Here is a 12,349-nt window from a genome sequence, read left to right as displayed (position 1 = left end):
CGCTCTCGGTCCGGCGGGGTTTTCCTTGCCGGACTTCAGACGTCGAATCTGACCGGACTTCAGACGTCGAGCTGGTCGGCCACCGCCCGCAGCATGCCCGCGATCTTGTGGCCATGTGCCTTGTCGGGGTAGCGCCCGCGCTCCAACTGCTGCGTCACGTTCTCCAACAGGGTGGTCAGGTCCTGGACGATGGACGCCAGCTCATCGGGCTTGCGCCGCTGGGCTGCCGCGACAGAGGGGGTCGGGTCCAGCACCGTCACCGAAAGCGCCTGGTCACCGCGGTTACCGGCGACGACGCCGAACTCAACCCGCTGTCCTGGCTTCAGCGAGTCAACGCCTTCCGGGAGCACTGACGAGTGGACGAAGACGTCGCCGCCGTCGTCACGGGAGAGAAAGCCGAAGCCCTTCTCACTGTTGAACCACTTGACCTTGCCGGTAGGCACGTCTGTCCTCGTCCTCGTCACTCGTCGGAAAACACGTAAAAACGGGTCTGGATAGCACTACAGCGGGTCGTAAGACCCGCCACCACCAAGGCTAATGGTCCGGAGCCTGGTGACAAGACGTACCCGGGTGGTTCCGGGTGGTGGTTCCTACGCGCGCTCTGCTCCGACCTACCCTGTTGCGGTGAGCAATGAAACACCACACGACGGAACGGCCCCTGGCGACCGGATGGTGCGTTTGGGCGTGATCGTCTTCGGCGTGGGCGCCGTGGCCACTCTGATCACCGTAGCCCCGCTCTTCCTGGGCCTGCACCCGCTGCCATCGGCCGCGTACTTCGTGTGCATGCTGATGGGCGTCGGCTTCGCGCTCTCCGCGGCGGGCCTGCTGCGCTCGATCAGGGCGCAGCGCCGTCCTCCCAACCCCTGAGCGGGTCATCCTTCCAGGTGGCGGGCCAGCCATGCCGGGAAGGCGGTCAGGTCGTCGAGCACCACGTCGGCCCCCGCCGTACGCAGCTCCTCCACGCCGCACGGCCCGGTCGCGACCGCCACGGACAGCGCGCCCGCCGTGCGTGCGCCGCGCACGTCGCCCGTGTGATCCCCGACGTACACCGATGCGCCGTACTCGCGCAGCGCCTCCGCCTTCGCCTCGGCCCACAGCCAGCCGACCACCGCGTCCGCCTCGATGCCGAGATGGCTCAGGTGCAGCTTGGCGTTCGGCTCGTGCTTGGCCGTCACCACGACCGCGCGCCCACCGGCCGCCTGCACCGCGGCGACGGCCTCGCGGGCACCGGACATGGCGGGCGTGGGGGCTATCGCGTACTCCGGGTACAGCTCGCGGTACAGGTCCCCCACCTCGTCGATCCGCTCCTTCGGGAACCAGTGCGCGAGCTCCTGCTCCAGCGGCGGGCCGAGGCGGGTGATGACGAGGTCGGTGTCGATGAAGGTGCTGGTGACGGCGGAGAGCTCTTCGTAGGCGGCCTTGATGCCGGGGCGGGAGTCGATCAGGGTCATGTCGAGGTCGAAACCGACGGTCACGGGGTGCGCGGATGCGGCGGGCGCAGCAGACGTAGCGGATGCGGCGGGCGCAGCAGCGGATGCGGGCGAAGACGAAGACATGCCCGACATTCTCCCCCGCGCGGAACCGCTGACTCCGTGCCGCCGACGTGGCGCTCACCACGGGGCCGGTCAGGTGCCGGGGCAGGTCGGCGCGGAGGCGGTCGGGTACGGGGCGGTCGGGTACGGGGCGGTCGGGCGCCGGGGTCAGCGCCGACGCCTCGTGCGCCATACGAGGAAGAGCGCCGACGCGATCGCCGCGGCGCGCACAACGACCGGCCAGGCTGCCCGCACCGCGTCCCCCATGCCGTTCTCGGGGATCGGCTCGCCCCATCTGCCGGAGGCCCGGCCCCACAGCCAGGCCATGGTCGCGGCCACGACCAGGCCGGGCATGCCCAGCGCGGCCCACCTCATCTCGGCACGCGACAGCTTGCGCGCGCCGTAGATGATCACCCAGCCGAAGGCCATCACGATGAGTTCGCCCAGCGCGGCACCGGCCACGAGCAGCACGACCGCCAGCAGGGGCAACAGACCGAGGGAGCCTGCCTTCTGGGCCCCGTCTCCGCCGCCGTCGCCCTTCGCGCCGCGCCGCCGCAGCGCCCGGCGCAGCAGCCCGGGTTTGCGGGCGGCCCTGCCGCCGCCGGTGTCGGCCTCCGCCTCCTCCGCGCCCGCGTCGGCGCCCTGTTCCGTGCCCGTACCTGTGCCCGAGGCTCCTTCGGCGGCACCCTCGTTCTCCTGGTCCGACTCGGTCGGCCGGCCGAGCAGTTCGGGGATCTCCACCCCGCCGACGAACCCCTCCACCTGGCCGAACGGCGAATCGCGCTGCTCGGGCTGGAGAAACGGGCCCGGCTCGGTATGCCACCAGTCGGGGTTGGACTCGCGGGGGCCGAGCTCGTCCTCGCCCGCGAGATGAGGCGGCGACGCGGCGGTGGACGACCGCCGACGGGGCGACGGCCCGGAGTCTGCCCCGGCTTCGCCGGACGGGGACTCGGGCCGGGCCGGGGAGTCACCGTCGCGCGGGGAGGGCACCTTGCCGATCAGCCCGCTGCGCTCGGCGAACCCGGACAGCTTGTCGCGGGCCGCCCGCGCCATCCCGGTCGCGCCCGCTCCGCGCGACGGCTCCGCACCCCCGTACGCCCCGCCCGCGCGCCCTGCGCTCCCCGCGCCCGCGGCACCACCGCCCGCCGGGCCGCCGCTCGCCGGGCCGCCACCAGCCGGGCCGTCGCCCGCCGCGCCGCCATTCGTCGCGGCGCCCGCTCCCGGGCGGCCACCCGCGGCGGTCACCACCTCCGAGGGCGTGCCCAGCTTCGCGAGGATCCGCTTCACCCCCGCCGGGCTGTCCGAGCCGGCGGAAGACGCCCGCCGCTGGTCGATATCGGCGCGCAACTCGGAGACCAGCCGCATCCGGTCGCCGGATGACAACCCCCGCTGCTGTGCCAGATCGCCGACACGGCTCAGATAGTCGTAGACGAGCTGTTCGCTCTCGATCCCCACCAAGACCCCTGACAATGCGCACCGCTGGCGTATCAGATCGTTCCGACGGTACCGCGCCGGACCGGCTGCCCGCCGCACCCCCGGCTCGTCATCACCCCCCGGTATCGTGGATCGAATGACCAGCTCGCGGAATCGGGAGGCATACGTGCCTGCAGAGACCGGCCCACGGGACAGCGGCCGCGGAGCGCCGCGCACGCTCGCCGAAGAGCTGCGCACCCGCCCCGACGACGCCCTCGCCACCCTTCTGCACGCCCGCCCCGACCTGCTGTCCCCCGTGCCGAACGACCTCACCCAGCTCGCCACCCGGGCCGGCACCCGCGCCTCGGTCGTACGGGCGGTGGAGCGGCTGGACCGGTTCGCGCTGCAGACCGCGGAGGCGCTGGCGGTAGCGCCGGACCCGTGTTCGTACGAGACGCTGAGCGCGCTGATGGCCGGCGACGCCCCGGAGCCCGAAGCGCCCCACGAGGCCACCCGCGACCAGATCCTCGCCGAACTCCCCCGCGCCGTGGCCACCCTGCGCGCCCAGGCCCTCGCCTGGGGCGGCGACGACCGGCTGCGCCTGGTCCGCACCGCCCATGAGCTGCTGGCCCCTTCGCCCACGGCCCCCTCCCCGACCGGTCTGGGCCCAACCGTCCAGGAGGCCACGGCCGGTATGTCCCCCGGCCGGCTCCAGGAGATCCTGGCGGCGGCCGGGCTGCCGCCCACCCACGACCCGGTCACCGCGGTGGCCGCCCTGACCGGACTCTTCGGCGACCGCCCCCGTATGGCGGCGCTGCTGGTGGCGGCCCCCGCCGGCGCGACGGCGGTCCTGTCCAGGCTGACCTGGGGCCCGCCGTACGGGGAGGCGTCCGTCGCCTCGCCCAGCCCGCCCGTCGAGTGGCTGCTGGCCCGCGGCCTGCTACTGCCGTCCGGGCCGCGCAATGTGGTGCTGCCCCGCGAGGTGGCCCTGCATCTGCGCGGCGGCCGCGCGCACCGCACGCCCGAACCACTGCCGCCGCCCCTTCCGCCCGCGGCGCGGCACAATCCACAGGCTGTGGACGCCACGGCGGCGGGCGAGGCCTTCACCGCGCTGTCCACGGTCGAGGAGCTGCTGGGCCAGTGGGAGACCGCGGGACCGCCCGTCCTGCGCGCGGGCGGCGTGAGCGTACGGGACCTCAAGCGGACCGCCGCGGCGCTCGATGTGTCCGAGCCGGTGGCCGCGTTCTGGGTGGAGCTGGCGTACGCGGCCGGGCTGCTCGCCTCCGACGGCGAGACGGACGAGCGCTACGCGCCCACCCCCGCCTACGACGACTGGCTCGGGCTGCCCGCCGAGGAGCGCTGGGCGCGGCTCGCCGCCGCCTGGCTGACCGCGACCCGCACACCGGGCCTGGTCGGCGGCCGCGACGTGAAGGGCCGTACGCTCGCGGCCCTCGGCCCGGAGCTGGACCGGTCCCCCGCCCCCGAGGTGCGCCGCCGCGTCCTCGAACTCCTCGCCGCCCTCCCACCCGGCGCCCCGCCCACCACCGAAGCGCTCCTGGCCCGCCTGCGCTGGGAGCGCCCGGCCCACCGCGGCGCACCCGCCGACGACCTGCGCTCCCGGCTGGCCCAGTGGACGCTGCCCGAGGCCGAACTGCTCGGCGTCACCGGCCGCGGCGCCCTCTCCACCCACGGCGCCGCCCTCCTCGGCCCCCGCCCACCCGCGGCCCCACCCCCGGCGGGCCCCGCGGCCGGCCGACCGCTGTCCGGGGCCGAGGCTGCCGCCGCCGCGGCGACGGCCGCGCGGCTGCTCGCGCCGCTGCTGCCCCAGCCGCTGGACCACGTCCTCCTCCAGGCCGACCTCACCGCCGTCGCGCCCGGCCCGCTGGAGCGGCCGCTCGCGGCGACGCTCGGCGTCCTGGCCGAGGTGGAATCCAAGGGCGGCGCCACGGTCTACCGCTTCACACCCGCCTCCGTACGCCGCGCGCTGGACGCCGGGCGGGCGGCGTCCGACCTGCACGCGTTCCTCGCGGAGCACTCCCGCACCCCGGTGCCCCAGCCGCTCGCCTACCTCATCGACGACGTGGCCCGTAAGCACGGCCGACTCCGCGTCGGCGCCGCCTCCGCCTACGTACGCTGCGACGACGACACCCTGCTGACCGAGATCCTCGCCGACCGCCGCTCGGCCGGTCTGCGGCTGCGCCGCCTCGCGCCGACCGTGCTGGCCGCGCAGGCGGCGCCGGACGCGCTGCTGGAGGGCCTGCGCGCGATGGGGTACGCGCCGGCGGCCGAGTCCGCCGAGGGTGATGTGCTGATCACCCGCGCCGAGGCCCACCGCACCCCGCCCCGCTCGGCCCCCGCCCCCGTGCCCGAGGGCCCGCCGGTGCCCGACGACACGCTTCTGGGCGCGGCGGTGCGCGCCATCCGCGCAGGTGACCGCGCCGCGACGGCCCCCCACAAGCCCGTCCCGGCGTCCGCCACCGACAGCGGCCGACTCCCCCGCACCACCTCCGCCGACACCCTCGCCACCATGCAGGCCGCGGCCCTCACCGGCTCGGCCGTCTGGATCGGCTACGTCAACGCGGACGGCGCGGCCAGCCAGCGCGTCATCGCCCCGGTGCGCGTCGAGGGCGGCTTCGTCACGGCGTACGACCACACGGCCGACGAGGTGCGCACATACCCGCTGCACCGGATCACGGGGGTCGCGGAGCTGGCGGACGACTCGGCGGGAACGTGACCATTCCCGTTCACCCTCCCGAGTGCGTAACACTGGATGCTTGCCCCCCAACCCCGTCATGAAGGGCCCAGGCGCGTGAACGGACCGCTGATCGTCCAAAGCGACAAGACGCTCCTGCTCGAGGTAGACCACGAGCAGGCGGACGCCTGCCGCCGCGCCATCGCCCCCTTCGCCGAGCTGGAGCGGGCTCCCGAGCACATCCACACCTACCGGGTGACCCCGCTCGGCCTGTGGAACGCCCGTGCGGCCGGGCACGACGCCGAACAGGTCGTGGACGCGCTCGTCCAGTACTCCCGCTATCCCGTCCCGCACGCCCTCCTCGTGGACGTCGCCGAGACCATGGCGCGCTACGGGCGGCTGCGGCTGCTCAAGCACCCCACCCATGGCCTGGTCCTGGAGACCTCCGACCGCCCGGTCCTCCAGGAGGTGCTGCACTCGAAGAAGATCCAGCCGCTGGTCGGCCAGCGCGTCGACCCGGACACGGTGGTGGTCCACCCCTCCGAGCGCGGGCAGATCAAGCAGGTGCTGCTCAAGCTGGGCTGGCCCGCCGAGGACCTGGCCGGGTATGTGGACGGCGAGGCGCATCCGATCGAGCTGGACGAGGACGGCTGGGCGCTGCGGCCGTACCAGAAGCAGGCCGTCGAGGGGTTCTGGCACGGCGGGTCCGGGGTCGTCGTTCTGCCCTGTGGCGCCGGGAAGACGCTGGTGGGCGCGGGGGCGATGGCCACCGCCAAGTCCACCACCCTGATCCTGGTGACCAACACCGTCTCGGCCCGCCAGTGGAAGCACGAGCTGGTGCGGCGCACCTCGCTCACCGAGGAGGAGATCGGCGAGTACAGCGGGACGCGCAAGGAGATCCGCCCGGTCACCATCGCCACGTACCAGGTCCTCACGACCAAGCGGAAGGGCATCTACCCGCACCTGGAGCTCTTCGACTCCCGCGACTGGGGCCTGATCGTCTACGACGAGGTGCATCTGCTGCCCGCGCCGGTCTTCAAGTTCACGGCCGATCTGCAGGCGCGCCGCCGGCTCGGCCTGACCGCGACGCTGGTGCGGGAGGACGGCCGGGAGTCCGATGTCTTCTCCCTCATCGGCCCCAAGCGCTTCGACGCGCCGTGGAAGGAGATCGAGGCGCAGGGCTATATCGCGCCCGCGGACTGCGTCGAGGTCCGGGTCAATCTGACGGAGCACGAGCGTTTGGCGTACGCGACGGCCGAGGCCGACGAGAAGTACCGCTACTGCGCGACGACCGACTCCAAGCGCAAGGTCACCGAGGCGCTGGTGGCGCGGCACAAGGGGCAGCAGACCCTGGTCATCGGCCAGTACATCGACCAGCTTGACGAGCTGGGCGAGCATCTGGACGCGCCCGTCATCAAGGGTGAGACGACCAACGCGCAGCGCGAGAAGCTGTTCGACGCCTTCCGGCAGGGCGAGATCTCCGTCCTGGTCGTCTCCAAGGTCGCCAACTTCTCGATCGACCTCCCGGAGGCCACGGTCGCCATCCAGGTGTCGGGGACGTTCGGGTCCCGCCAGGAGGAGGCCCAGCGCCTCGGCCGCGTCCTGCGGCCGAAGGCGGACGGCCACCAGGCGGTCTTCTACTCGGTCGTCGCGCGCGACACCATCGACCAGGACTTCGCCGCCCACCGCCAGCGGTTCCTCGCCGAGCAGGGGTACGCCTACCGGATCGTGGACGCGAACGCGCTGCTGGCGGGCGAGGACGTCGAGGACGTGTGACGCCCGGCTGTGGCGCCCGCTAGTCGGCGGCGTACGACGGCCAGTTCTCCAGGAGCGTGGCCAGGGCGTTGACACCGCGCTCCCATGACGCCTGGACGTCGCGCGGATCCCGGAAGGCGCCGATCGCCTCGAGGCTGGCGTAGCCGTGGAAGGTGCTGCGCACCAGCCGAATGGCGTCGGTCAGATCCGGGTCACCGAGCCCGTACGCGCGGAACACGGCGGTCGTGGCCTCGATGATGCGGGCGCCGCCCGTGGACCGGGCGGCCACTTCGGGGTCGATCTCGATGTTCGTCGCCGCGTACCGGCCGGGGTGCTCAAGCGCGAAGGCCCGGTAGGCGTTGGCGAAGGCGATCAGGGCGTCGCGCCCGGCGCGCCCGGCAACGGCCGCGGTGAGGCGGTCGGCGAAGTCGCTCGCGGCGCGGAAGGCGACCCGTACGCGCAGGTCCCGGAGGTTCTTGACGTGCGAGTACAGGCTCGCGTCGGCCACTCCGAAGCCGCGCGCCAGCGCGGAGATCGTGACGTTCTCCAGGCCGACGGAGTCCGCCATATCCGCCGCCGCCTCCGCCACCCGTTCAGGCGTCAGACCGGCACGGGCCATGCGCCACCTCCCTCTCCCTCGTCTCCCTCAACACCTGGCCCATCCAACCAGGCCGGTCCGCGGGGAAAACCGCGGGCAAAGCCACTGGGAAAGCCACGGGGCAAGCCGCGGGGCAAGCCGCGGGGAAAATCATTCGCGGCCCCGCGGAGCACTGGCTACAATCGCCCGTCTTGCCGCCTCCCGACCACCCCGGGAGAGCCGCCGCCCGGACGGAAACCGGCCGGCTTCTGACGTGAGCCATTCACGCCCCGCACTTTGTCTGTCTGCTTTGTGTACACGCCGGAGGCTACGCCGTGCCCTCGCACGCCCCTGACCACCCCGACCCGCTCGAGCGGGAGCGCACCCATCTCGCCGCGTCCCGTGCCGCCCTGCGCGCCATGCGCGCCGATGTCGAAGCCCTCGACATCAAGGACGTCACCGCCAACTGGGTCAACGCCGAAGTCCTCCAGCGCCAGATCGACGAGCGCATCAAGGCCCTCGCCGACCTGGCCGACACCCCGCTGTTCTTCGGCCGCCTGAACTATCTGCACGCGCCGGGCGCGGAGTCGGCGGAGGGCGCGGAAGGCGAGCAGTTCTATATCGGGCGGCGGCATGTCCACGACGCCGACGGCGACCCGATGGTCATCGACTGGCGCGCGCCGGTCTCCCAGCCCTTCTACCAGGCGTCGAAGAAGACGCCGATGGACATCGGGCTGCGCCGCCGCTTCGGCTACACCGGCGGCGAGCTGACCGCGTACGAGGACGAGCACCTGACCGACCCGACCGAGGCAGAGCACGCGAGCAAGCTGCTCCAGGCCGAGATCGAGCGGCCCCGTGTGGGCCCGATGCGGGACATCGTCGCCACGATCCAGCCCGAGCAGGACGAGATCGTACGCGCCGGAATCGGCGGCACGGTCTGCGTCCAGGGGGCGCCGGGTACCGGGAAGACTGCGGTCGGCCTGCACCGGGTCGCGTATCTGCTGTACGCGCACCGGGAGCGGCTCGCCCGCTCCGGCACCCTCGTCATCGGCCCGAACCGGTCCTTCCTCCACTACATCGAGCAAGTCCTGCCCGCGCTCGGCGAGTTGCAGGTCGGGCAGGCCACGGTGGACGACCTCGTCGCGCATGTGGAGGTGCGGGGCACGGACGGCGCCGACGCGGCGGGCCTCAAGGGCGACGCGCGGATGGCCGAGGTGCTGCGCCGCGCCGTACGTTCGCACGTCACGCTGCCGACCGAGCCGTGCGTGGTGGTGCGCGGCTCGCGGCGCTGGCGGGTCCCGGCGTACGAACTGGAGGAGATGGTCCGCGAGTTGCTGGACCGCGACATCCGGTACGGCGCGGCCCGCGAGGCGCTGCCGCAGCGGATCGCGCACGCCGTGCTCGTACGGATGGAACAGGCCGGCGAGGCGCCCGACGACCGGGTGCAGAACGCGGTGGCCCGCAACCCCGCCGTGAAGGCGGCCGTCAAGGAGATCTGGCCGCCCGTCGACCCGGCCAAACTCGTGCTGCGGCTGCTCTCCGACCCCGACTTCCTCGCCGAGCAGGCGGACGGGATCCTCGACGCCGACGAGCAGAAGACCATCCTGTGGTCGAAGCCGCCGCGCGGTGTGAAGTCCGCGCAGTGGTCCTCGGCGGACGCGGTGCTCATCGACGAGGCCACCGACCTCGTCGAGCGCACGCACTCGCTCGGCCATGTGGTCCTGGACGAGGCGCAGGACCTGTCCCCCATGCAGTACCGGGCGGTGGGCCGCCGCTGCACCACCGGCTCGGCGACCATCCTCGGCGACATCGCACAGGGCACCACCCCGTGGGCGACGGCGACCTGGGAGGACGCCCTCGTCCACCTCGGCAAGTCCGGGGCGGCGGTGGAGGAACTGACCCAGGGCTTCCGGGTGCCGCGCGAGGTGATCGCATACGCCTCGCGGCTGCTGCCCGCCATCGCCCCCGGGCTGTCGGAGGCCACCTCGATCCGCGAGGCGGCGGGCGACTTCTCCGTACGCGCGGTGGACCCCGCCGCACTCGACTCCGCCGTGATCGCCGCCTGCCATGAGGCGCTGGGCCACGAGGGCTCGATCGGCCTGATCGCGGCCGACGCGCGGATCCCGGTGCTGGCGGGCGCCCTGGACGCGGCGGGCCTGGCGTATCTCTCCCCCGGCGAGGAGACCAGCGCCGCCGCCCGCCTCACCCTCGTCCCGGCGACGCTGGCCAAGGGTCTGGAGTACGACTACGTGGTGCTGGACGAACCGGCCGCGGTGGTCGACGGCGAACCGGACGAGCGCACCGGACTGCGCCGCCTGTATGTGGCGCTGACCCGGGCGGTGTCGGGGCTGACGGTGGTCCACGCGGCGCCGCTCCCGGAGCAGTTGGTCTGAGCGGGCCGGTTCCGGGCCCGTTTACAACGCGTCCCTGCTCCACGGCATGGACGTGAGCAGCGCGTCGAGGAGGCCGGGGAACCTGGCGTCGAGTTCGTCGCGGCGCAGCCGCACATAGCGGTTGCGCCCGGCGACTCGCGTGGTGGTGAGCCCGGCCTCGCGCATCACCCGCATGTGGTGCGAGACGGTCGACTTGTGGAGATGGTCGAGGCTCACCGCCTCGGGCGCACAGCTGTGCTCCTCGCCGTCGCCGTAGACGCACAGCAGCCACAGGCGCACCGGATCACCGAGTGCGTGCATGACCTTTACCAGCTCGATGTCCTCGGCATCGGGCTGGGGCAGCCGTTCGTCCACCTCGCCCACCCTCCTCGCTCTCGCTCGCCCCGTCCTGTCCCGTCCTCCCAGAACAGTTTGACATTCATCAACCCGAAACAGTTTGACACTCGTCCAACCATCCCTATTGTTGGACGCATATCAAACCGTCTTTCGGGGAGGACACCCGTGCGGCTACGCCTGCTCCTGCTCGCCCTCGGCACCTTCGCGGTGGGCACCGACTCCATGGTGATGGCCGGAATCCTCGGCCTGATCTCCCGCGACCTGGACGTATCGGTCCCCACCGCCGGGCAGATGGTCACCGTCTTCGCGCTCGCATACGCCCTGCTCGCGCCCGTCCTCGCCACCCTCACCGCCCGCTGGCCGCGCCGCCAACTGCTGCTCACCGCGCTCACCGTCTTCACCGCGGCCAACGCGCTGAGCGCCCTCGCCCCCACGTACCCCCTGCTGCTCGCCACCCGCGTACTGGCCGCCGCCGGAGCCGCGCTCTACACCCCGACCGCCAACGCCGTCGCCACCTCGCTCGTCCCACCCGAACGGCGCGGCCGGGCGCTGGCCACCGTGCTCGGCGGTATGACGGTGGCGACCGCGCTCGGCGTACCGCTGGGCACCTGGATCGGGCGTACGGACTGGCGCCTGACGATGTGGCTGGTCGTCGCCCTCGGCGCGGCGGCCCTGGCGGGCCAGGCGCTGCTGCTGCGCGAGCTGCCGGGGACGCCGGGGGCGCCGTGGGCGCGGGCGGCTGGTGGTTCGGCCGGTGCCGCGCCGGGCGCCGGTGCCGCGCAGGGTGCCGGCGTCGCGGCCGGGCTGCGCGCTGCTGTTGGCGCGCCGGGCGCCGGTGCCGGGGCCGCGGCTGGACCGCGCGCTGCTGGTGGCCCGGCTGCTGGCACGCAGGGTGCCGCGGCCGCGCCGAGTGCCGGAGCAGGTGCTACGCCCGGTGCCGCATCCAGCGTCGGCACCCCGACCACGCAGCCCAGGCAGCCGACTCCACCCGGGCTGCGCGAACGGCTGACCCCGCTGCGCGACCGCCGGGTCGTCGCGGCAACGGCCACCACCTTCCTCTTCTTCCTCGCCTTCAACTCCGTGTACATCTACATCGCCACGGCCATACGCCCCGCCACGGGCGGCGAGGCCGGACGCCTGAGCATGGTGATGCTGGTGATGGGCATCGCATCGGTGGCGGGCAGCTGGCTGGGCGGCCGGGCGGTGGACCACTGGGGCGTACGCAGCGTCATGCTCACCGGGAGCGCGGTCACGGCCCTCGCCTTCCTGTCCCTCCCCTGGCTCGGCCGGACCATGCCGGGCGCACTGCTCTACGCCCTGGTCACCCCGGTCGCCGGCTGGTCCGTCTCGGTCGCGCTCCCCCACCGGCTGGCCTCCCTCGACCCGCCGAACGCACCCCTGCTGATCTCCCTCAACAGCAGCGCCCTCTACCTCGGGATGGCGGCGGGCGGCGGCGCGGGCAGCGCGTCCATCGCACTCCTCGGCGACCGCTGGTTCCCGCTGACGGCGACGCTGCTGGCCCTGCTCGCCACGGCCACGGTCCTGACGACGACCCGCACCCCCGACCGCTCGTACGACCGCTCGTACGACCGCGCGGCTACCGCTGGTTGATGTCCGTGCGGTCGTCGGGCTTTTCATGGATCCGGGTGTC

10 protein-coding genes are annotated in these 12,349 nt (G+C 73.4%); 5 read left to right on the top strand and 5 right to left on the bottom strand.

Features of this window, described 5'->3' with window-relative positions; all coding sequences use genetic code 11:
* Nucleotides 1-59 precede the first annotated feature (59 nt).
* Nucleotides 60-443, bottom strand: coding sequence for a cold-shock protein (locus tag ACH4U7_RS24580; protein ID WP_014177506.1), 384 nt, complete (start codon nucleotides 441-443; stop codon nucleotides 60-62).
* 181 nt (nucleotides 444-624) lie between these two features.
* On the opposite strand from ACH4U7_RS24580, the gene ACH4U7_RS24575 reads away from it, so the two are divergent.
* Nucleotides 625-867, top strand: a complete 243-nt coding sequence (locus ACH4U7_RS24575) for a hypothetical protein (RefSeq protein ID WP_398529992.1) — start codon at nucleotides 625-627, stop codon at nucleotides 865-867.
* A 5-nt stretch (nucleotides 868-872) separates the two neighbouring features.
* On the opposite strand, the gene ACH4U7_RS24570 is transcribed toward ACH4U7_RS24575, so the two are convergent.
* Both ACH4U7_RS24570 and ACH4U7_RS24565 read right to left on the bottom strand, forming a co-directional pair.
* Nucleotides 873-1,475 (bottom strand): HAD family hydrolase, encoded by a 603-nt coding sequence (locus ACH4U7_RS24570; RefSeq protein WP_398529991.1) that lies wholly within the window; start codon nucleotides 1,473-1,475, stop codon nucleotides 873-875.
* Nucleotides 1,476-1,700: 225 nt separating this feature from the next.
* Nucleotides 1,701-2,987 (bottom strand): hypothetical protein, encoded by a 1,287-nt coding sequence (locus ACH4U7_RS24565; protein ID WP_398529990.1) that lies wholly within the window; start codon nucleotides 2,985-2,987, stop codon nucleotides 1,701-1,703.
* A gap of 115 nt (nucleotides 2,988-3,102) precedes the next feature.
* On the opposite strand from ACH4U7_RS24565, the gene ACH4U7_RS24560 reads away from it, so the two are divergent.
* Both ACH4U7_RS24560 and ACH4U7_RS24555 read left to right on the top strand, forming a co-directional pair.
* Entirely contained in the window at nucleotides 3,103-5,679 is a 2,577-nt protein-coding gene (locus tag ACH4U7_RS24560) for a helicase-associated domain-containing protein (protein ID WP_398529989.1), read from the top strand.
* A gap of 75 nt (nucleotides 5,680-5,754) precedes the next feature.
* A complete protein-coding gene (locus ACH4U7_RS24555) occupies nucleotides 5,755-7,413 on the top strand; it encodes a DNA repair helicase XPB (RefSeq protein ID WP_398529988.1) in 1,659 nt (552 codons plus the stop codon).
* Nucleotides 7,414-7,432: 19 nt separating this feature from the next.
* Here ACH4U7_RS24555 and ACH4U7_RS24550 read toward each other — a convergent pair whose 3' ends face one another.
* A complete protein-coding gene (locus ACH4U7_RS24550) occupies nucleotides 7,433-8,011 on the bottom strand; it encodes a TetR/AcrR family transcriptional regulator (RefSeq protein WP_398529987.1) in 579 nt (192 codons plus the stop codon).
* A 293-nt stretch (nucleotides 8,012-8,304) separates the two neighbouring features.
* On the opposite strand from ACH4U7_RS24550, the gene ACH4U7_RS24545 reads away from it, so the two are divergent.
* Complete coding sequence (locus ACH4U7_RS24545) at nucleotides 8,305-10,362, top strand: HelD family protein (protein WP_398529986.1); 2,058 nt, start codon at nucleotides 8,305-8,307, stop codon at nucleotides 10,360-10,362.
* Between the two features lie 21 nt (nucleotides 10,363-10,383).
* Here the strand turns inward: ACH4U7_RS24545 and ACH4U7_RS24540 are convergent, their stop codons facing one another.
* Complete coding sequence (locus ACH4U7_RS24540) at nucleotides 10,384-10,716, bottom strand: ArsR/SmtB family transcription factor (RefSeq protein WP_398529985.1); 333 nt, start codon at nucleotides 10,714-10,716, stop codon at nucleotides 10,384-10,386.
* 147 nt (nucleotides 10,717-10,863) lie between these two features.
* On the opposite strand from ACH4U7_RS24540, the gene ACH4U7_RS24535 reads away from it, so the two are divergent.
* Nucleotides 10,864-12,309, top strand: coding sequence for an MFS transporter (locus tag ACH4U7_RS24535; protein ID WP_398529984.1), 1,446 nt, complete (start codon nucleotides 10,864-10,866; stop codon nucleotides 12,307-12,309).
* The last annotated feature ends 40 nt before the right edge of the window (nucleotides 12,310-12,349 follow it).

The sequence above is a fragment of the Streptomyces sp. NPDC020845 genome (genome assembly GCF_044334165.1).
Lineage (GTDB): Bacteria > Actinomycetota > Actinomycetes > Streptomycetales > Streptomycetaceae > Streptomyces.
The sequence above is the reverse complement of the archived record's forward strand: the minus strand, read 5'-3'. Positions and strand labels throughout refer to the sequence as shown.

Coding starts and splice junctions, on each gene's coding strand:
- ACH4U7_RS24560 (WP_398529989.1), top strand. CDS start 3,103: ATGACCAGCTCGCGGAATCGGGAGGCATACGTGCCTGCAGAGACCGGC.
- ACH4U7_RS24550 (WP_398529987.1), bottom strand. CDS start 8,011: ATGGCCCGTGCCGGTCTGACGCCTGAACGGGTGGCGGAGGCGGCGGCG.